Genomic DNA, 19306 nt, shown 5'->3' on the forward strand with positions numbered 1-19306 from the left:
ACGCTTCATTAATCGCCCCGACCCTGTCAACCACGCCGCCAGGTATGCCTGACCCTGCTACGGATATCGGATTGCGCTATAGCGATGGAATACCGGCAAGGCCGGCCCGCCGCGTGATCGCAGCATCGCCAGCCGCTGCCATGTTCGCGTCGGCAAACACGCTTGCTGCGCCGCAACACTGCCCTGTCGGAGAACTGCGCAACTCTGCCGCGGGGATGGCGCCCTCTTCGGACAGTCTGCGGCGTCGCGCGACGCAGCGTTTTTAGCGCCGATCCAGTTGGACGATTGCTGTGCGCATCTCCGCTCGTCGCGATTGAAGTCGCTCCCGCAGACTTCTCTCCGCTATCGCGCGTCGGGTCAACCGGCAAACAATGTGCGTGAGCCCGCTCCGGTTTTTTGAGCGATCAGTCGAAGCATGCTGTGCAGGACGAGTCCGCTCACGGATACCGAAGGCGTAGCGCGCGGCAAAAACGAACGGGGCCCGAAGGCCCCGTTGCATGACACCCGAAAGCGCGCCTCAGCCGCGCAAGCGCGCCAGCACTGCGCGCGTCACCGGGTCGGCGACTTCGGTGGTTTCGCCCTGCAGCGCCGGCAACAGCTGGCTGGCCAGTTGCTTGCCCAGTTCCACGCCGAACTGGTCGAAGGCGTTGATGCCCCAGATCACCGACTGCACGTAGACGCTGTGTTCGTACATCGCGATCAGCGCGCCCAGCGCCTGCGGGGTCAGCGCGTCGAGCAGGATCAGCGTGCTCGGGCGGCCGCCCGGGTAGTCGCGGTGCGGGTCGTCGCTGCCCTGCCCGTTGGCCAGCGCCTCGGTCTGCGCCAGCAGGTTGGCCAGCAGCGCCTGGTGGTTGACCGTGTACGGATCGTCGTTGTGGATGCAGCCGATGAAATCGGCCGGCACCACGCTGGTGCCCTGATGCAGCGCCTGGAAGAAGCTGTGCTGCACGTCGGTGCCGGCGCCGCCCCACCACACCGGCACGGTATCGGCCTGCACCGGGCTGCCGTCCAGGCGCACGCGCTTGCCCAGGCTCTCCATCACCAGCTGCTGCAGGTAGGCCGGCAGCAGCGCCAGGCGCTGGTCGTAGGTCATCACCGCCTGCGTGGCGTAGCCGAGCACGTTGCGGTTCCACAGCGTGGTCAGCGCATGCAGCACCGCCACGTTGCGCGGCAGCGGCGCGGTCAGCGCGTGTTCGTCGAACTGCGCGGCGCCGGCCAGCAACTGCTCGAAGCCATCGGCACCGATCGCCAGCGCGATCGGGAAGCCCACCGCCGACCACAGCGAGTAGCGCCCGCCGACCCAGTCCCACATCGGCAGCACGCGGCCGGCGGCGATGTCGAAGGCCTTGGCGGCGCGCTCGGGATTGGCGCTGACCGCGTACAGGCGCTCGCTGCCGCCGAGCCAGTCGCGCAGGATCTGGCCGTTGAGCAGGGTTTCCTGGGTGCCGAAGGTCTTGGAGATCAGCACGCCGGCGGTACGCGCCGGATCCAGCGTGGCCAGCGTGCGCTGCATCGCCGCGCCATCGACGTTGGAGACGAAATGCACGCGGAAGCGCGCGCCTTCGACCGGACGCAACGCGTCGGCGACCAAGCGCGGGCCCAGGTCGGAACCGCCGATGCCGACGCTGACGATGTCGGTGACCTCGGTCTGCGCCAGCGCGTCGATCAGCGCGCGCATGCGCTGCTGCACGTCGCGGGCGCTGGCGTTGGCCTCGGCCGCGACCGGCGCGCCGCTGAGCTCGCCGCGCAATGCGGTGTGCAGCGCGGCGCGGCCTTCGGTGACGTTGACCGTCTCGCCGCGGAACAGGCGCTGGAACGCGCCGGCCACGTCGTGCTCGGCGGCCAGCGCCAGCAGCGCGTCGAGCGCGGCGCGGTCGTATTTCTGCCGCGCGAAGTTGAAGTACAGCGGCCCGACCTGCAGCGCCAGGTCGTCGACCCGGCCCGGCTCGGCGGCCAGCAATTCGGGAAGGCGCGCCCCGCGCAAGCGCTGGGCGTGGGAATGCAGTGCGTCGAAACCGTTGGACTGTGTCATGCGGCCTGCTTCGGGATGCTGTGGTTGGTATGGGTGATCTTGTTGGCGCCGTCCACGTAGACCAGGGTCGGCTGGAAGCGCGCGGCTTCCTCTTCGCTCATGCCGGCGAAGGCGGCGATGATGATCAGGTCGCCGACCTGCACGTGGCGCGCGGCGCCGCCGTTGAGCGAGACGATGCCGCTGCCTTCGTCGGCGCGGATCGCGTAGGTGCTGAAGCGTGCGCCGTTGGTGACGTCCCAGATGTGCACCTGCTCGAACTCGCGGATGCCGGTGGCGTCCAGCAGCAGCCCGTCGATGGCGATCGACCCTTCGTAGTTGAGCTCCGAATGGGTGACGGTGGCGCGGTGGATCTTGGTCTTCAACAGGCTCAGTTGCATGCTTGCGGTACTGCGGTGGGGAAAGATGCGCAGTTTAACAGCCGAGGGGTTAAGCGGCAGTGGCAGCAAGGCTTGGCGGCGTATGCACGGCGTTGTCCGCTGCGCGTCCCGGCATGCCGAGCGCAGGACAGGACGTGACTGCTCGATGCGGCACTGCGTGGTGCGAGCGACGCCAACCGCGGCCAGCCGCGCGGCGGATCCTGCGGTTGCGGATGGCGCCACGAAGTGGAGGGCCTGACGGCTTCGGACAGCGTCGGGGCTGAAACCCCTCCCACAGTGCACCCAGCCGGCTCGCCGCAAGTCCCTGTAGGAGCGGCTTCAGCCGCGACGAACGAAGTGGTGAACCCGACGACTGCGGACACCGGTCGGGGCTGAAGCCCCTCCTGCAGTGCACCCAGCCGGCCCGCCGCAGGTCCCTGTAGGAGCGGCTTCAGCCGCGACGAACGAAGCGGCGGGCTCAACGGCTTCGGACGCAGTCGGGGCTGAAGCCCCTCCCACAGTGCACCCAGCCGACTCACAGCAAACCCCTGTGGGAGCGACTTCAGTCGCGACGCGCGAAGCCAACAGGCGATCCGCCGCCTCAACCGCATTCGGCACGTTGCCGGCGCCAATGCCACGGCAGCCACTACGCGCTGCCGCGCTCAGAACTCCAGATTGTCGATCAACCGGGTGCGCCCCAGGCGCGCGGCGATCAAGGCCACACGAGGGCCTTCCTGGTCCTGCGGCTCGCTCAGGTCGGGCAGGCGCAGCACGGTGTAGTCGACCTCGAAGCCGACCTCCTGCAACTGCCTGGTCGCCGCCGCCTCGATCTCGGCGCGCGGCTGCCCGGCGACGTACCCGTCGCGCATCGCCAGCAACGTCTGGCGGATCTGCGCCGCGCGCGGCCGCTCTTCGGCCGACAGGTACTGGTTGCGCGAGCTCATCGCCAGGCCGTCGGCCTCGCGCACGATGCTGCCGCCCAGGATCTCGATCGGGAACGCCAGGTCGGCGACCATCTGCCGGATCACCGCCAGCTGCTGGTAGTCCTTCTTGCCGAACGCGGCCAGGTCCGGCTGCACCTGGTTGAACAGGCGCGCGACCACGGTGCAGACGCCATCGAAATGCCCTGGCCGGCAGGCGCCTTCCAGCACTTCGCTGACCCCGGGCGTGTGCATGCGCAACGCCAGCTCCACGCCCAGCGGGTACATGCTCTCCACCGTCGGCAGCCACAGCACGTCGCAGCCGGCGCCTTCCAGGCCGCTGGTGTCGGCCTCGGGGGTGCGCGGGTAGCGGGTGAAGTCCTCGTTCGGGCCGAACTGGGTCGGGTTGACGAACACGCTGGACACCACCCGGTCGGCGTACTGCCGGGCCAGCATCACCAGCGAGAAATGCCCGGCATGCAGGTTGCCCATGGTCGGCACGAAGGCCACGCGCAGGCCCTGCCGCTTCCAGCCGGAAACGACGGCGCGCAGCCGGGCCAGGTCGGTGATGGTCTCGATCATTTGGCGTAGGCGTGTTCGGCGTCGGGGAAGGTACCGGCGCGCACGGCGTCGGCGTAGGCACGCACGGCGCCGGCGATGGAGCCGCCTTCGGCCAGGAAATCCTTGACGAAGCGCGGCCGCCGGTGGCCGCTGTCCAGGCCCAGGAAGTCGTGCAGCACCAGCACCTGGCCGTCGCAGTCGGGGCCGGCACCGATGCCGATGGTGGGAATGTCGATCGCCGCGGTGATCCGCGCGGCCAGCGGCGACGGCACGCATTCGAGCACCAGCAGAGCGGCGCCGGCCGCAGCCACCGCCTTGGCGTCGTCGAGCAATTTGGCCGCGGCGGCCTCCTCGCGGCCCTGGATCTTGTAGCCGCCGAAGGTCAGCACCGACTGCGGGGTCAGGCCCAGGTGCGAACACACCGGGATGTCGCGCTCGCTGAGGAAGCGGATCACCTCAAGCTTGTGCCCGGCGCCCTCCAGCTTGACCATCTCCGCGCCGGCCTGCAGCAGCCGGGTCGAGGCGTCCAGCGCGCGCTCGGGGGTGGCGTCGGACTGGAACGGCAGGTCGGCCACCAGCAGCGCGCGCTGCAGCACCCGCGCCACCGCGGCGGTGTGGTAGACGATGTCGTCCACGGTCACCGGCAGGGTCGAGTCGTGGCCCTGCACCACCATGCCCAGCGAATCGCCGATCAGGATCAGGTCCACGCCGTTGGCGTCGAACGCGCGCGCGAAGCCGGCGTCGTAGGCGGTCAGCATCACCAGCTTCTGCTGGCGGCGCTTGGCCTCGGCCAGGGCGGGAACGGTCCAGGGCTTGCTGTCGGCGTGGCTGCTCATAAGCTCATGCGGTGCGGTGATAAGCCGGGCATTATCTACCGATTGCCACGATCCCGTCGGTTTCGATGCGGTCGCGTATGTCACGCACCGTTCCATGGCCGGGGATGGTCGCCTCGGCGGCGATCTCGGCCAGCGGCAGCAAGGCGAAGCCGCGCTGGTGCAGGTGCGGGTGCGGCACCTGCAGCCCGGGCAGGTCGATCACCGCGTCGGCGTACAGCAGCAGGTCCAGGTCCAGGGTGCGCGGGCCCCAGCGCTCGCCGGGGGTGCGCTGACGGCCGTGGCGGCCTTCCAGCGCCAGCAGCGCCTGCAGCAGCTCCAACGCCGGCAAGCCGGTGCTCAGCACCGCTGCAGCATTGATGAAGTCCGGCTGCGCCTGGTTGCCCCAGGCCGGGCTGCGATACAGCTGCGAGGCGCGCAGCAGGCGCGTGTGCGGCAGCGTGTCCAGTTCGGCGATGGCCGCGCGCAGGGTCGCGACCGCATCGCCGAGGTTGCCGCCCAGGCCGATGCAGGCCTGCACCGGCGCGGGGTTGGGCGCGGCGCTCACTCGGCCGGTGCGGCGGCATCCGGACGCCGGCGCCGGCGCCGGCGGCGCTTGGGGGTTTCCTCGCTGTCGGCCGGGGCCATCGCCACCTCGTCGCCGACGTAGTCGATCTCCGGGTCGAAGCCGCGCGGCGGCGGCGCGTAGCCAGGCTGCTGCTGCAGTTCGCGCCAATAGGCGATGTCGGCCTCGTGCTCGGCCGAGGCGGACTGGCGCAGGATCAGGAAATCGAATGCGGCGCGGAAACGCGGATGCGACAGCGTGCGCACCACCCGCTTCTTCTGCCGCGAGGTGAAGCGCGACTGCAGCAGCCAGATTTCCTGCATCGGCAGCGAGAAGCGCCGCGGCAGCGCGACCGTGCTCAGCTGGTGCAGGGTCACCCGGTCGGCGGCGCGGCGCTGCGCCTCCTCCAGCTGCATGCCCTGCTTCTGCAACGCCATCAGCGCGCGGCAGTAGGCCGGCCACAGCAGCAGCGCGAACAGGAACGCCGGCGACACCGGTTCGTCGTTGGCCACGCGTGCATCGGTGTTGCGCAGGCCTTCGATCAGCATGCGCCGCAGCGCGCCGCTGCGGTTGGAATTCAGCGCCGCGGCGCTCTCCGGGAACAGCGCGGCGAGCAGGCCGTAACGCTCCAGACCCTCGAAGCTGGCCACGCCGTCGCCGGACAGGAACAGCTTCAGCACTTCCTCGAACAGCCGTGCCGGCGCCGCTTCGGCCAACAGCCCGGCCAGGCGCGGGATCGGTTCGGCGGTGGTCGGCTCGATCTCGAAGTCCAGCTTGGCGGCCAGGCGTACCGCGCGCAGCATGCGCACCGGGTCCTCGCGATAACGCTGCTCGGGGTCGCCGATCATGCGCATCAGCCGCGCCTGCACGTCGGCGAAGCCGCCGGTGTAGTCGCGCACCGAGAAATCCTCGATCGCGTAGTACAGCGCGTTGCAGGTGAAGTCGCGGCGTACCGCGTCGTCCTCGATGCTGCCGTAGACGTTGTCGCGGACCAGGCGGCCGTTGTCGAGCTCGCGGTCGCCGCTGCCGTCGTCGACGTTGGCGCGGAACGTGGCCACTTCGATGATCTCGCGGCCGTACACCACGTGCGCCAGGCGGAAGCGGCGGCCGATCAGGCGGCAGTTGCGGAACAGCTGCTTGACCTGCTCAGGGGTAGCGTCGGTGGCGACGTCGAAGTCCTTGGGCTGCAGCTCGACCAGCAGGTCGCGGACCGCGCCGCCGACCAAGTACGCGCCGAAGCCGGCTTCGCGCAGCCGGTACAGCACGCGCAACGCATTGGGACTGATGTCCTTGCGCGAGACGTTGTGCTGATCGCGCGGGATCAGCTGCAGAGTGAACGGCACAGGAACTGGCGGGTTGATGATGGCGCTTCCGTATCGAGTTGCGGGATTGCCGCCGGGCGGCTAGCCCCATATACTAGCGCCCTGCAATCGATGCGACCAACCTGCTCCCTTCGTCTAATGGTTAGGACGTGGCCCTCTCAAGGCTAAAACAGGGGTTCGAGCCCCCTAGGGAGCACCATCGTCGCCTTGCCTGCAGCGAAAACCACAAAAGCCCCGCCCTGGCGGGGCTTTTGCGTTGTGGGGCCGGCCCCGGACCGGGGCGCGCTCGCTCACCACTGGTTGCGCAGGCGCCGGTAACCCTCGACCAGGCGGATGTTGGTCGCCGCCACCTCCTCGGAGAATTCGCTGGCCGCGACGCTGACCCGCGCGATCTTCGACAGGTCGGTGCGCGGCCCGATGCGCTCGGTCGAGGGCACGTAGAACCCCGGCGGCAGGTTGCAGCCGTCGACCACGGCGTTGTGCCGGACCACGCAGCCGTCGCCGACCGCGCAGTTGAACAGCACGCTGTTGAAGCCGATGAACACGCGCTCGCCGACCGTGCACGGCCCGTGCACGATGGCGCGGTGCGCGATCGAGGTGCGCGCGCCGATCAGCACCGCCGCGCCGGCCTTGGAATGGATCACCACTCCATCCTGGATATTGGCGTAGGCGCCGATGTGGATCGGCTCGATATCGCCGCCGGCAGTGGTCTCGTCGGCGCGGATCACCGCATACGGGCCGATGAACACGTGCGCGGCGACGATCACCCGCCCGCACAGGATCGCGGTGGGATCGACGAACGCGCTCTCGTCGACCACCGGCAGGTCGCCGCGCGGATTGCGGCGGATCATCGGGCGCCCTCGCCCGCCGCGAACAGTTCCGGATCGCCGAAGCCGCGCTCGGGAGCCCCGGCCTCGGCCACCGCGTCGTGCGGGTGCAGGCTCTCCAGGTGCCGCACCTGCACCCGTACGCCCTGGTAGCGCGCGCCCAGCGCCTGCTGCAGGCGTCGCGCGGCGTCCTCCACGTACATCAGGTTGGCGCCGTTGAGGCGGGCGAAGGCCTGTTCGTCGGTGCGCCGCACCGCGGCCTGCACCGGCGTGGCCAGGGCCTGCTCGGCCAGTTCGATCAGCGCGCCCAGGTCGAAGCGCACCGCGCGCGGCGAGACCGCCACCCGCAGCGTGGCGATGCTGCGCTGGCTGTGCGGGGTGGCATGGCTGCCGTGCTGCAGCAGCCAGTCCGCCACGGCCTCGCGCTGCAGCGACGGCTGCTCCGCATGCTGCTGCAGGAACGCCGCGCTGAGCAGTTGCCGCGCCAGCGCCGCCGAGCACGGGCAGGTGGAGGAATAGAGCACGTCCACGCCGACCTCGATGCGCGCGCTGGCGCCACGCAGCACCGCATCGATCCGCAGCGGATACGCCTTCCAGCCGGCCAGGCCTTCGCTGCGCAGCGCCGGGCTGCGCCGCAGCAGGGACAGGCGCAAGCCCACCCGCGCGGCGGTGGAGGCGCAGTCGGCATGGCTGCGCACCATCGCGTGCAGCAGCTGTGCCAGCCGCGACGGCGACAGCGGCTGCTGCGCCTGCTCGTCCAGCAGCCGGTACAGCCGCGACATGTGGATGCCCTTTACCTGCGCCGCCGGCAGGTCGACATGCAGCGCGGCCTGCGCCGGCAGCGGTTCGGTCTCGGCCGTGTCGCACAGGCGGACCGGCAAGGCGATGCCGTCCATGCCGACCCAGTGCAGCGGCGCGGCGATGGTGGACGGTTCGCTGCTGGCGACGTCGGGCAACAGCGGTGGAATCGGCAGGTTCATTGGATCGGCATGACCAGAGAAGAAAGAAAGGAACGCAGCGGCTCAGGCATGCACCGGAAACGCCTGGAAGTAATCGTCGATGCCCAACTGCAGCGACTGCGCCAGTTCTTCCTGGTGGCGGCCGCTGACCAGGCGGCGGCAATCGTCGGCGTTGCTCATGAAGCCGGTCTCGACCAGCAGCGACGGAATGTCCGGCGATTTGAGCACCGCGAAGCCGGCCTGGCCGACATCGCCCTGGTGCAGCCGGGTGACCTGCTGCAGGCGCCCGAGCATGCTTTTGCCGAACTGCAGGCTGGTGGCGATGGTGCCGTTCATCGACAGGTCCACCAGCACCTTCGACAGCACCGGATCCTTCTGCCGCAGATAGCGCTCGGCGACATTGCCGTACTGGTCGGCACTGTTCTCGCTGTCGGCGATCCAGCGCGCCAGCGCCGAGCTGGCGCCGGTCTCCGGCAGCGCGTACACCGAGGCGCCCTGCGCGCTGCGGTTGGGCGCGGCGTCGGCATGGATCGACACGAACAGATCGGCCTTGCGCTGGTGCGCGATCACCACCCGCTCGTGCAGCGGCACGAGGCGGTCGTCGCTGCGGATCAGCGTCGGGCGGTAGCGCGGGTCGGCCTGCAACGCCTGGTACAGGCGCCCGGCCACGCCCATCGCCACGTATTTTTCGTAGCGGGCATCGGCGCCGACCGCGCCCGGGTCCTTGCCGCCATGACCAGCATCGACGCAGTCGGAACCAGACGGACACATGCGACCAGGCACTGCGCTACTCCACGCCAATAATGTTATAAAGTAACATATCTCAGACGCGAAACGACCGCCATCCTCGTTGCGATCGGCAGTCAGGCTGCAGATGGGTCGTGCTGGCGGCAGCGGCGCCGCAGCACCATGCAGAACACGCGCGCAGCTTCAGGCGCAGGCAATGCCGCGGAACGAAGGAGTGGCGCCGGGGCTGGCATCGTCGGTTGCTCCACCCGCTCCGGCAACCATGCCGCCACGGCGCGACGCCGCAGGCGGCATCCGCCGGCGCGGCCGCGAGCCGCACCGGCGATGGGCGTCAGCCCTGCATCTGCTCCAGCTCGCGGCCCTTGGTCTCGTACACGTACTTGAGCACGAAGAACACCGAGATGAACGCGGCCACGGTGTAGATGCCGTAGGCGCCGGCCAGGCCGATGCTGCCCAGCAGGATCGGGAACGACACGGTGATGGCGAAGTTCGAGGTCCACTGCGCCGCGCCCGCCACCGCCAGGCCGGAGCCGCGGATCTGGTTCGGGAACATCTCGCCCAGCATCACCCACATCACCGGGCCCCAGGACATGTTGAAGAAGATCACGTAGACGTTGGCCGCGATCAGCGCCAGCCGGCCCATGCCCGGCGACATCGCCAGCTTGCCGGCTTCGTCCAGCGAGGCGCTGGCGAAGGCCAGGGTGACCAGTGCCAGCGACACCGCCATGCCGGCCGAGCCGATCCAGAGCAAGGGTTTGCGCCCGATCTTGTCGATCAGCATCACCGTGATCAGGCAGGCGCCGATACTCAGCGCGCCGGACAGCACGTTGATCAGCAGCGAATCGCTCTCGGAGAAGCCCACCGCCTGCCACAGCACCGCGCCGTAGTAGAACACCACGTTGATGCCGACCAGCTGCTGGAAGGTGGCCAGGCCGATGCCGATCCACACGATCGGGCGCACCTTGCCGGTGACCTTGCTGACCAGGTCCGACAGCTTCGGCTTGTGCTGGTCCGCCGCCAGCGAGGCGGAGATCTCGGTGAGCTTGGCCTGCGCCTCGCGCGGGCCATACAGCCGGGTCAGCACCGCCAGCGCATCCTCGCGGCGGCCCTTGACCACCAGATAGCGCGGGCTTTCCGGGATCGCCAGCAACAGCAGCAGGAACACCAGCGACGGGAACGCCTGCATCCAGAACATCCAGCGCCACGCGGCCTGGCCCAGCCACAACGGCTCGGTCGAGGCGCTGGCCAGCTTGACCAGCACGTAGTTGCTCAGGAACGCGGTGAACAGGCCGCTGATGATCGCGATCTGCTGCACCGTGGCCAGGCGCCCGCGGTAGCGCGCCGGCGCGACCTCGGCGATGTAGGCCGGCGACATCACGCTGGCCGCGCCGACCGCGAAGCCGCCCATGACCCGGGCGAAAACGAAGAACATCGAACTGTGCGAAGCACCGGCGCCGAGCGCCGACAGCAGGAACAGCACCGCGGAGATGATCAGCACCGCACGGCGGCCGAGCCGGTCGGCCAGCCAGCCGGCGAAGAACGCGCCGAACGCGCAGCCCAGCAGCATCGAGGCGACCTCGAAGCCGGTGCCGGCGGCGCTGGAATGGAAAGTCTGCTTGAGGCCGTCGACGGTGCCGTTGATCACGCCGCTGTCGAAGCCGAACAGGAAGCCGCCGATGGTGGCGACGCAACTGATGAGGATGATGAGGCGCGTGTTCTCGCCTGCGCCATGGGCGCGGTCTAGGGATACGCTGGACATTGAGTCACCTGGTGTCGTGCAGAAAGGAAGGCCGCCATCGGGGAAGGACAGCGCGGCCGGCGGCAAGGGTGCCGCCGGCCGTCGCGCACATCAGCGGATCAGGTACTGGTTGATCAGGTTCTCGTAGGCTTCCTGGCGGCCGCTGACCTGCTTCGGCGCGCCGGCCTTGGCCGCGTGCGCCGCCAGCTCCGCCAGCGTGCTGCTGCCGGCCGCGAACGCCGCGCCGGCGCCGCTGTCGAAGCTGCTGTAACGCTCGGCGCGCCACTGCTCCAGCGGCGATGCGGTCAACAGCGCATGGGCCACTTCCAGCCCGCGCGCGAACGCGTCCATGCCGCCGATGTGCGCCAGGAACAGGTCCTGCGGATCGGACGACTCGCGCCGCACCTTGGCGTCGAAGTTCAAGCCGCCCGGCGCCAGCCCGCCCTGGCGCAGCACCACCAGCATCGCGCCCACCGTGTCGTACAGGTCGGTCGGGAACTGGTCGGTGTCCCAGCCGTTCTGCGGATTGCCGCGGTTGGCGTCGATGCTGCCGAGCAGCCCGGCATCGCTGGCCACCTGCAGGTCGTGCTCGAAGCTGTGGCCCGACAACGTGGCGTGGTTGGCCTCGATGTTGAGCTTGAAGTCCTGGTCCAGGCCGTGCTGACGCAGGAAGCCGATCACCGTGGCGCTGTCGAAGTCGTACTGGTGCTTCATCGGCTCCATCGGCTTGGGCTCGATCAGGAAATTGCCTTTGAAGCCGATGCTGCGGCCGTAGTCGCGGGCGATGGTCAAGAAGCGCGCCATGTTGTCCTGCTCGCGCTTCATCTGCGTGTTGTGCAGGCTGGCATAGCCTTCGCGGCCGCCCCAGAACACGTAGTTCTCGCCGCCCAGTTCGACGGTGGCGTCGAGCGCGGCCTTGACCTGCACCGCCGCGCGCGCGACCACGTTGAAGTCCGGGTTGGTCGAAGCGCCGTTCATGTAGCGCGGGTGCGAGAACAGGTTGGCGGTGCCCCACAGCAGCTTGATGCCGGTGTCGGCCTGGCGCTGCTTGGCGATGCCGACCATGTGCGTGAGGTTCTTCTCGTACTGGCCGACGTCGTCGGCGTCCGGCGCCAGGTCGATGTCGTGGAAGCAGTAGTACGGCACGCCGAGCTTGGTGAAGAACTCGAACGCCGCATCGGCCTTGGCCTCGGCGCGGCCCAGCGCGTCGCTGCCGGCGTCCCACGGATAGGCGCGCGTGCCCGGGCCGAACGGATCGGCGCCGTTGCCGCAGAAGCTGTGCCAGTACGCCACCGCGAAGCGCAGGTGCTCGGCCATGGTCTTGTCGCCGATGCGCTTGTTCGCGTCGTAGACCTTGAAGGCGAGCGGATTGTCCGAGGCCTTGCCTTCGAACGCGATGCGGCCGATGCCCGGGAAGTATTCCTTGGCGCCGATGTAGACGGAGTTGCTCATGACGAAATCCTGCTGTGCGTTTGCGGGGGAAAAAGTGGATCAGCCGGCGTAGAGCGGGCCAATGGCGTGCAAGTGCTTCAAGAAGGTCTGGTAGTGCGCCTGGTACTGCGCGCCGCGTTGCGGATCGGGCTGCGCCGACAACGTCGCCTCGTCCTGCTGGTGCTGCAGCACCACCTCGGCCAGGCTTGCCCGGTCGCCCTGCGCGTGGCCGTCGGCCCACAGCGCCTGCAGCGCGGCGCCGAACGCGGCACCTTCGGCCTGCGCCGGCACGTGCACCGGCAAGCCGAACAGGTCGGCGATCAACTGCCGCCAGCCGGCGCTCTTGCTGCCGCCGCCGGTGACGTAGATCGAATCGAACGCCAGCCCGGCATCGACGAAGGCGTCGAAGCCGTTGCGCAGGCTGTAGCTGGCGCCTTCCATCGCCGCGCGGTAGAAATGCGCCGGGGTGGTGTTGTGCAGGTCCATGCCGGTCATGCAGCCGCGCGCGGCCGGCAGGTTCGGGGTGCGCTCGCCGTTGAAGAACGGCAGCAACACCAGCCCGCCAGCGCCGGGCGCGGTGGCCTCGAGCAAGGCCTCGCCCTGCCCGGTCTTGATCCCGAACAGGCGCGAGATGGTCTCGGTGGCCACGGTGCAGTTCATCGTGCAGATCAGCGGCAGCCAGCCGCCGCTGGACGAGCAGAACGCGGCCCAGCGCGCGGCATCGTCCACCACCGGCCGATCGGCGTACGCGAACAGCGTGCCGGACGTGCCCAGGCTCATCGTCAGCCGCCCGGGCACCACGTTGCCGGTGCCGATCGCGGCCATCATGTTGTCGCCGCCGCCGGTGGCCACGCGCACGTCGCGCGGCAGGCCCAGGGTCTGCGCCGCGGCCGCGGACAGGGCGAAGGTGGTTTCGGTCGGCACCAGCGGCGGCAGCGCCGCGGCCAGGTCGCGCTGCGGATCGATCGCCTGCAGCAGCGGCGCCGACCACTGCCGGGTGCGCACGTCCAGCCAGCCGCTGCCGGAAGCATCGCCGAACTCGGTGTAGCGCTCGCCGGTGAGCCAGAAATTGACGTAGTCGTGCGGCAGCAGCACCGAGGTCATCGCGGCGTACGCGTCGCTGCGGTGCTTGCGCGTCCACGGCAGCTTGGAGGCGGTGTAGCCGGCCAGGATCGGATTGCCGGCCAGTTCCACGCAGCGCTGTTCGCCGCCGGCGGCCTGCATGATCTCCTCGCACTCCAGCTGGGTGCTGGTGTCGCACCACAGCTTGACCGGCGCGGTGACCTGCCCTTGCGAATCCACCGGCACGAAGCCGTGCTGCTGCCCGGACACCGAAATCGCGCGCACCTGCGCGCGCTGCTCGGAGGTCAGCGCGGCGAAGCAGGCGACGATGCCGTCGATCCACCACTGCGCCTGCTGCTCGCGGGTGCCGTCGTCGCGGCTGATCAGTTCCAGCGCATGGCCGTGCGTGGCGACCACGCGGCGGCTATCCGCATCGTAGGCGAGCAGCTTGACGCTCTGCGTGCCCACGTCCAGGCCGATGTACAGACTCATTGCCGCACCAGCCGATCGTCGTGCAAACCCAGTTCCATCGTCGCTCCAGGAGAAAGATCGGCGGTCAGGGTGTGCCCGCCGTAAACCAAAGTGTAGTGCCCGCCACGCTCGCTGCTCAGTCGCGCATGCTGCAGGCGGCCATCGCGCCAGGCCAGATCCACGCCCGCCGCACCGCGCACGCGCAGACCGCGCACCTGCCCCTGCGGCCAGGCCTGCGGCAGCGCCGGCAACAGCCAGATGCTGTCGCCCCAACTCTGCAGCAGCATTTCGGTGATGCCCGCGGTGCCGCCGAAGTTGCCGTCGATCTGGAACGGCGGATGCGCGTCGAACAGATTCGGATAGGTGCGCTCGGGCGCCAGCAGCATCGCCAGAATACGATGCGCGTGCTCGCCGTCGTGCAGCCGCGCCCACAGGTTCAGACGCCAGCCGAGGCCCCAACCGGTAGCGCTATCACCGCGGAGCTGCAGCGAGCGCCGGGCGGCGGCGGCCAACGCCGGGGTGTCGCGCAGGTTGATCTGGCTGGACGGATGCAGCGCATACAGATGCGAGACGTGGCGATGGTGGATTTCCGGGGCCTGCATGTCCCAGTCCTGCTGCCACTCCTGCAGTTGCCCGGCGCCGCCGATGCGGTCCGGCGGCAGCTGTGCGCGCAGCGCCGCCAGGCGCTCGCCGAAGGCCGCGTCCACGCCCAGCAAGCGGCCCATTTTGATGCACTGCGCAAAAAGATCGCGCAACAATTGCGCGTCCATCGCCGGGCCAGCGCACAGCGCGGCGCCGAACGGATGCCGGTTCTCCGGCGACATCGACGGGTTGGTCACCATCGCGCCGGTCTGCGGATCGCGTACCAGGGTGGCGACGAAGAACTCGGCCGCGCCCTTGAACAAGGGATAGATGCGCTGCAGGTAGGCGCGGTCGCGGCCGTAGTCCCAGCGGTCCCACAGCTGTTGCAGCAGCCAGACGCCGCCCATCGGCCACAGGCTCCACTTCACGCCGTCGACCGGCCCGGCCAGGCGCCACAGGTCGGTGTTGTTGTGCACCACCCAGCCCGGCGCGTCGTACATCGCCCGCGCAGTGCGGGCGCCGGTTTCTGCCAGATCGAACAGCATGGCTTCCAGCGGTTCCACGCATTCGTGCAGGGCGTTGGCTTCGCTGGGCCAGTAGTTCATCTCGGTATTGATGTTGATCGTGTACTTGCTCTCCCACGGCGGCTGCATCAGGTCGTTCCACACGCCTTGCAGGTTGGCCGGCTGGCTGCCCGGCCGCGAACTGCTGATCAGCAGATAGCGGCCGTACTGGTGGTAGAGCGCGGCCAGCGCCGGATCGTTGCCGTCGGCGTAGCGGCGCACGCGTTCGTCGGTGGGCAGCTGCGCGGCGGCGCTGCTGCCCAGGTCGATCGCGACCCGGCGGAACAGCCGCCGGTGTTCGGCCAGATGCCGCTGCAGCAACTGCGCATAGGGCAGCGCCGCCGCCTTGCGCAGTTGCGTGGCGCTGAGCGCGAGCGGATCGCCGCCGACGTCGTCGTAGCGGCGGTAGCTGGTGGCGGCGGTCAGCAGCAGCACCACCTCGTCGGCGTTTTCGATGCGGATCCGCCCGCGCTCGATGCGGGTCTGGCCGCCAGTGGCCTGCGGCAGCACGCGCAACGCGAAGCGCAGCCCGCCTTCGATGCCGGCGAAACCGGCGTTGCGCCCGGCGAACAGCAACGCACCCTGCTCTTCGGTGACCTCGCCGGCCTGCGGGCTGTCGATGCCGATGCGCAGCGAGATGCGGCCGGGGTGATCGCAGGACAGGCGCACCACGATGCACTGTTCGGTTGGCGAGACGAACACCTCGCGCACATGCGTGGCGTCGCCCGAGACAAAGCGGGTGCTGGCCAGCGCGGTGTCCAGGTCGAGTTCGCGCCGATAGCCGTCGATGCCGTCGGCACGGTCGTAGTCGAGCAGCAAATCGGCCAGCGGCTGGTACGGCATCTGCTTGCGCGGGCGCGACAGCATCTTCGCATCGGCCAATGCCTCGGCCTCGGCGTAGCGGCCGGCGAAGATCAACGCGCGCACCTGCGGCAACGCCGCCAACGCCTCCGGCGAGGTCGCATCGTGGGGCTGGCCCGCATACAGCGTGTCTTCGTTCAACTGCAGGCGTTCGTGGGCGATGCCGCCCCACACCATCGCACCGAGCCGGCCGTTGCCGACCGGCAGCGCCTCCACCCATTGCGTGGCCGGGCGCGGGTACCACAGCTGCAGCGCGGCCGGTTCGGCGGCAATTGCCGGTACCGGCACGCCCGCAGTCTCGGCACCGGCATCGGCATCGGCACCAGCAGCGAGCGCAGCGCCCGGCACCGCGAGACCGGCGACCAGGCCGCCGCCGATCGCCTTGCACAGTTCGCGGCGGGTCAACGTAATGCGCATCCTGCACCTCCGTTCGCCTGCGGCGGACGCACGTGCGGCCAAGCGAGGCAGGCGCAGGCCACTCGCCCACACTGACCCCATAGCGAATCCGGGCGCGAAGCGGCACCGCTCGCGCCGCAAACACGCCGCAACGCCACCCGCGCCACGGCACCGTTCCCGCCCGGGTTGCCGCGTACCGCGGCCATCACTTCGCCTTGCTGCGCTTGGCACCCTTCGCGGCCTTGCGCGCCACGTTCAAGGGCTTGCCGCTGTATTGCACGCTGGCGTCGGCCTTGGGCTCCAGTGCCCCGGTCTCCTCGCGCACACCATCGACGAAGCGCACGTTGATGGTGCGCTTGGCCAGCATGCCCGGCCAGCTGCCTTCGCGCGCGCCGATGGTCAGCACGCCCTTGGCCTGGTTCCAGCGCAGCGGAATGCGGCTGAACTCGCCCTTCTCGTAGCCATAGCCCTTGCCGTCGTCCTCGTACAGCGAGAACTGGCCGTCGGCGCCGGTATAGACGACCACGGTCAGCGGCGCGTTCGGCACCTCGTCCACGTATTGCTGCACGGTGGTGGTGGGCACGATGGCACCGGCGCGCACGAACAGCGGCATGCGCTGCAGCGGCGCGGCGGCGTCGATGCTCTGGCCGCCGTCGTAGCGCTTGCCGCTATTGAAGTCGATCCACGAGGTCCCGGCCGGCAGGTAGACCTGGCGCGAGGTGGCGCCGAAACGGGTCACCGGCGCGACCAGGAAGGCCGGTCCAAACAGGTACTCGTCGTTGATGTCGGCGACCTTGGGATCGTGCGGGAAGTCCATCGGCAGGCCGCGCATCATCACCCCGTCGTGGTGATAGGTGTCGCCGGCGAGCGTGTAGATGTACGGCAGCAAGGCATACCGCAGACGGCTGTAGTAGGCCATGCTCGCGTAGTACGGCGTGCCTTCCGGGGCGATGTTCCAGATCTCGCGGAACGGGAACTGGCCGTGCGAGCGGAACAGCGGCACGAACGCGCCGAACTGGAACCAGCGCGTGTTGAGCTCGCGCCATTCGGTCTGGTGCGCCGGGTCCTGGTCCTCGTAACGCTTCTCCACCGCGAAGCCGCCGATGTCGAAGGTCCAGTTCGGCAGGCCGGACATGGAGACGTTGACGCCGGCGGAGATCTGGTCGCGCATGTCGTCCCAACGCGAGACGATGTCGCCGCTCCACACCGCCACCGCATTGCGCTGGGTGCCGGCATAGCCCTTGCGCGATAGGATGAACACGCGCTTGCCGTCGGCGGCGCGGTCGCCTTCGTAGACGCCATGGGTGTGCGGCAGCGGATAGGAATTGAAGAACTCGGTGGACGGGCCCAGCGCGGTCGGCGTGGTGCGCGCCTTGCGCTCGCCGATGTCCAGGTTGGAGTGCACGTCCGGCTCGTCGGCGTCCATCCACCAGGCGTCGAAGCCCTTGCTGTTGAGCTTGTCGTTGATCTGGCGCCAGTAGATCGCCTGCGCGTCGGCCGAATACGGATCGTAGAACGAGTTCTTGTAGCCCTTGCCGATCCAGTCCAGCTCGCCGACTTCGACGTTGCGCTTGTACATGTGCCCGGCGGCGTCGAGTTCCTTGTAGTTGGCGGTGGTCGGATAGAACTTCGGCCAGATCGAGATCATGATCTGCGCGTGCATGTCGTGCACCGACTTGACCATGCTATCCGGATCGGGGAAGTGCGCCTTGTCGAAGTCGTGCGAGCCCCACGCGTCCTGCGGCCAGTACGACCAGTCGAGCACGATGTTGTCGATCGGCAGCTTGCGCTTGCGGTACTCGGCCAGCGCGGCCACCAACTCGTCCTGGCTCTTGTAGCGTTCGCGGCTCTGCCAGAAACCGTAGGCCCACTTCGGCAGCAGCACCGCCTTGCCGGTCAGTTCGCGGTAGCCGGCGATGACCTGGTCGGCGTCGGCGCCGGCGACGAAGTAGTAGTCGATCATCTGCCCGGCCTCGGACCACAGCGACAGGTCCTTGGCCTCGGCCGCCGGCAGCGGGTCGCGGTGCAGCAGCGCGATGTAGCTCGGGTCGATCAGGTCCCACTCGACCTTGATCTTGTGGCGCTGGCCCGGTTGCAGCGCCAGGGTGAACTCGTTGTGCCACGGGTTCCAGTTCTGGCGCCAGCGGTCGACCACCAGCTTGCCGTCGACCCACAGCTTGGCGTACTCGCTGGAGTACAGCGAGAAGCTGTGCTCGCCGCCGCTCCTGGCCTCGATCTCGCCTTCCCAGCTGACCTGCATGCGGCTCTTGTCGCTGGGCTTGGCCTTGGCCGGGAACTTGGCCAGGTCCTTGATGTACTGGTAGTTGAGTTCCTTCTCGCGGCGCTCGACCACCTGCTTGCCGTTGACCGAATAGCGCGCGGTCAGCGCGCCCGGCTTGCCCTTGGCGTCGTACAGCTTCAGCGACGCCGGCAGCGGCTGCAGGCCGCGTGGGTCGCCCATGCGGGTGATCGAATTGTTGTCCCACAGGATGCCGTAGTTGCGGCTGGACACCAGGTACGGCACCGCCAGGTCGATATTGCTCTGCAGCAGCTCGACGTTGCGGCCCTTCTGGTTCATCCAGCCCTGCTGGTGCTGGCCCAAGCCGTAGAAGGCTTCGTCGTCGGGCGAGGCGAAGCGCTGGCGCGTGCTCAGGTAGGAGGTGCCCTCCACCTTCAGCGGCGCGAAGCTGCGCCCGCCGGCCACTTCCGCCAGCAGCGGCTTGCCCTCGGCGTCGGCGAAACTGACATGGCCATCGACCGTGGACACCTGCGCGGTGACCTTGGTGGTCCTGACCCGCACCGTGTCGCCCTGCTCGTCGAACTGGTAGGCGGTGTCGCCCTGCACCGGCACCCGCATCAGGCTCGGGGTGCGCTTGAAATCGCCGTCCGGATCGGCGCTGACGCGGATGATGCCGCTGTCCACCACCTGCAGCCGCACCGGCGCGGCGCCCTTGGCGCTGGGGTGCACGGTGACGCCGTCGGCGTCCTTCTTCACTTCCTGCGCGTGGATGCCGGCGGCGAGCAGCGCCAGCGACAAGGCCAGCAGGCGCGGCAGCGGCTTCATCGCCGGGCGGACGGGACGGTTCGCGTTGTACATGTTC

At 69.1% G+C, this 19306-nt stretch carries 13 protein-coding genes, 1 tRNA gene and 1 pseudogene; 1 reads left to right on the plus strand and 14 read right to left on the minus strand.

Annotated features, from left to right (window positions below):
- Positions 1-517: 517 nt before the first annotated feature.
- The 6 genes from pgi to pcnB form a co-directional block, all read right to left on the minus strand.
- On the minus strand, positions 518-2032 hold the full coding sequence (pgi, locus tag HEP74_RS11660) for a glucose-6-phosphate isomerase (protein ID WP_185813027.1): 1515 nt from the start codon (positions 2030-2032) through the stop codon (positions 518-520).
- Positions 2029-2409, minus strand: a complete 381-nt coding sequence (panD, locus tag HEP74_RS11665) for an aspartate 1-decarboxylase (RefSeq protein WP_003470181.1) — start codon at positions 2407-2409, stop codon at positions 2029-2031. Before panD ends, pgi begins: the two co-directional genes overlap by 4 nt.
- 641 nt (positions 2410-3050) lie before the next feature.
- The gene (gene panC, locus HEP74_RS11670; RefSeq protein ID WP_185813028.1) at positions 3051-3890 is read right to left on the minus strand and encodes a pantoate--beta-alanine ligase; all 840 of its coding nucleotides are present in this window, start codon (positions 3888-3890) and stop codon (positions 3051-3053) included.
- Positions 3887-4705, minus strand: coding sequence for a 3-methyl-2-oxobutanoate hydroxymethyltransferase (panB, locus tag HEP74_RS11675; RefSeq protein WP_185813029.1), 819 nt, complete (start codon positions 4703-4705; stop codon positions 3887-3889). Before panB ends, panC begins: the two co-directional genes overlap by 4 nt.
- Before the next feature lie 31 nt (positions 4706-4736).
- Positions 4737-5249 carry a 2-amino-4-hydroxy-6-hydroxymethyldihydropteridine diphosphokinase gene (gene folK, locus HEP74_RS11680; RefSeq protein ID WP_185813030.1) on the minus strand — a complete coding sequence of 171 codons (513 nt, stop codon included), beginning with the start codon at positions 5247-5249 and terminating at the stop codon, positions 4737-4739.
- Positions 5246-6589 carry a polynucleotide adenylyltransferase PcnB gene (gene pcnB / locus HEP74_RS11685; RefSeq protein WP_255427726.1) on the minus strand — a complete coding sequence of 448 codons (1344 nt, stop codon included), beginning with the start codon at positions 6587-6589 and terminating at the stop codon, positions 5246-5248. Before pcnB ends, folK begins: the two co-directional genes overlap by 4 nt.
- A 103-nt stretch (positions 6590-6692) precedes the next feature.
- Here pcnB and HEP74_RS11690 point away from each other — a divergent pair.
- A tRNA-Glu gene (locus HEP74_RS11690) sits at positions 6693-6767 on the plus strand.
- Positions 6768-6858: 91 nt separating this feature from the next.
- Here HEP74_RS11690 and HEP74_RS11695 read toward each other — a convergent pair.
- The 8 genes and pseudogenes from HEP74_RS11695 to HEP74_RS11730 all read right to left on the minus strand — a co-directional run bounded on the left by HEP74_RS11695 (position 6859) and on the right by HEP74_RS11730 (position 19302).
- Positions 6859-7419, minus strand: coding sequence for a gamma carbonic anhydrase family protein (locus tag HEP74_RS11695; protein WP_185813031.1), 561 nt, complete (start codon positions 7417-7419; stop codon positions 6859-6861).
- Complete coding sequence (gene folE2 / locus HEP74_RS11700; RefSeq protein ID WP_185816601.1) at positions 7416-8363, minus strand: GTP cyclohydrolase FolE2; 948 nt, start codon at positions 8361-8363, stop codon at positions 7416-7418. Before folE2 ends, HEP74_RS11695 begins: the two co-directional genes overlap by 4 nt.
- Positions 8364-8417: 54 nt before the next feature.
- A pseudogene (locus HEP74_RS11705) lies at positions 8418-9101 on the minus strand (N-acetylmuramoyl-L-alanine amidase family protein); the annotation flags it as partial.
- Positions 9102-9432: 331 nt separating this feature from the next.
- Positions 9433-10860: a sugar porter family MFS transporter gene (locus tag HEP74_RS11710; protein WP_185813033.1), complete on the minus strand. Its 1428-nt coding sequence runs from the start codon at positions 10858-10860 to the stop codon at positions 9433-9435.
- A gap of 90 nt (positions 10861-10950) precedes the next feature.
- Positions 10951-12291: a xylose isomerase gene (gene xylA, locus HEP74_RS11715; protein ID WP_185813034.1), complete on the minus strand. Its 1341-nt coding sequence runs from the start codon at positions 12289-12291 to the stop codon at positions 10951-10953.
- 39 nt (positions 12292-12330) lie between these two features.
- On the minus strand, positions 12331-13824 hold the full coding sequence (gene xylB, locus HEP74_RS11720; protein WP_185813035.1) for a xylulokinase: 1494 nt from the start codon (positions 13822-13824) through the stop codon (positions 12331-12333).
- The gene (locus HEP74_RS11725; RefSeq protein ID WP_185813036.1) at positions 13821-16226 is read right to left on the minus strand and encodes a glycoside hydrolase family 95 protein; all 2406 of its coding nucleotides are present in this window, start codon (positions 16224-16226) and stop codon (positions 13821-13823) included. The genes xylB and HEP74_RS11725 overlap by 4 nt, the downstream gene beginning before the upstream one ends.
- Positions 16227-16410: 184 nt before the next feature.
- Positions 16411-19302, minus strand: coding sequence for a TIM-barrel domain-containing protein (locus HEP74_RS11730; protein WP_185813037.1), 2892 nt, complete (start codon positions 19300-19302; stop codon positions 16411-16413).
- Positions 19303-19306 lie beyond the last annotated feature (4 nt).

Source organism: Xanthomonas sp. SS (assembly GCF_014236835.1).
Taxonomy (GTDB): domain Bacteria; phylum Pseudomonadota; class Gammaproteobacteria; order Xanthomonadales; family Xanthomonadaceae; genus Xanthomonas_A.

Coding starts and splice junctions, on each gene's coding strand:
- pgi (WP_185813027.1), bottom strand. CDS start 2,032: ATGACACAGTCCAACGGTTTCGACGCACTGCATTCCCACGCCCAGCGC.
- xylB (WP_185813035.1), bottom strand. CDS start 13,824: ATGAGTCTGTACATCGGCCTGGACGTGGGCACGCAGAGCGTCAAGCTG.
- panD (WP_003470181.1), bottom strand. CDS start 2,409: ATGCAACTGAGCCTGTTGAAGACCAAGATCCACCGCGCCACCGTCACC.
- xylA (WP_185813034.1), bottom strand. CDS start 12,291: ATGAGCAACTCCGTCTACATCGGCGCCAAGGAATACTTCCCGGGCATC.
- HEP74_RS11695 (WP_185813031.1), bottom strand. CDS start 7,419: ATGATCCGCCGCAATCCGCGCGGCGACCTGCCGGTGGTCGACGAGAGC.
- HEP74_RS11730 (WP_185813037.1), bottom strand. CDS start 19,302: ATGTACAACGCGAACCGTCCCGTCCGCCCGGCGATGAAGCCGCTGCCG.
- HEP74_RS11710 (WP_185813033.1), bottom strand. CDS start 10,860: ATGTCCAGCGTATCCCTAGACCGCGCCCATGGCGCAGGCGAGAACACG.
- HEP74_RS11725 (WP_185813036.1), bottom strand. CDS start 16,226: ATGCGCATTACGTTGACCCGCCGCGAACTGTGCAAGGCGATCGGCGGC.
- panC (WP_185813028.1), bottom strand. CDS start 3,890: ATGATCGAGACCATCACCGACCTGGCCCGGCTGCGCGCCGTCGTTTCC.
- panB (WP_185813029.1), bottom strand. CDS start 4,705: ATGAGCAGCCACGCCGACAGCAAGCCCTGGACCGTTCCCGCCCTGGCC.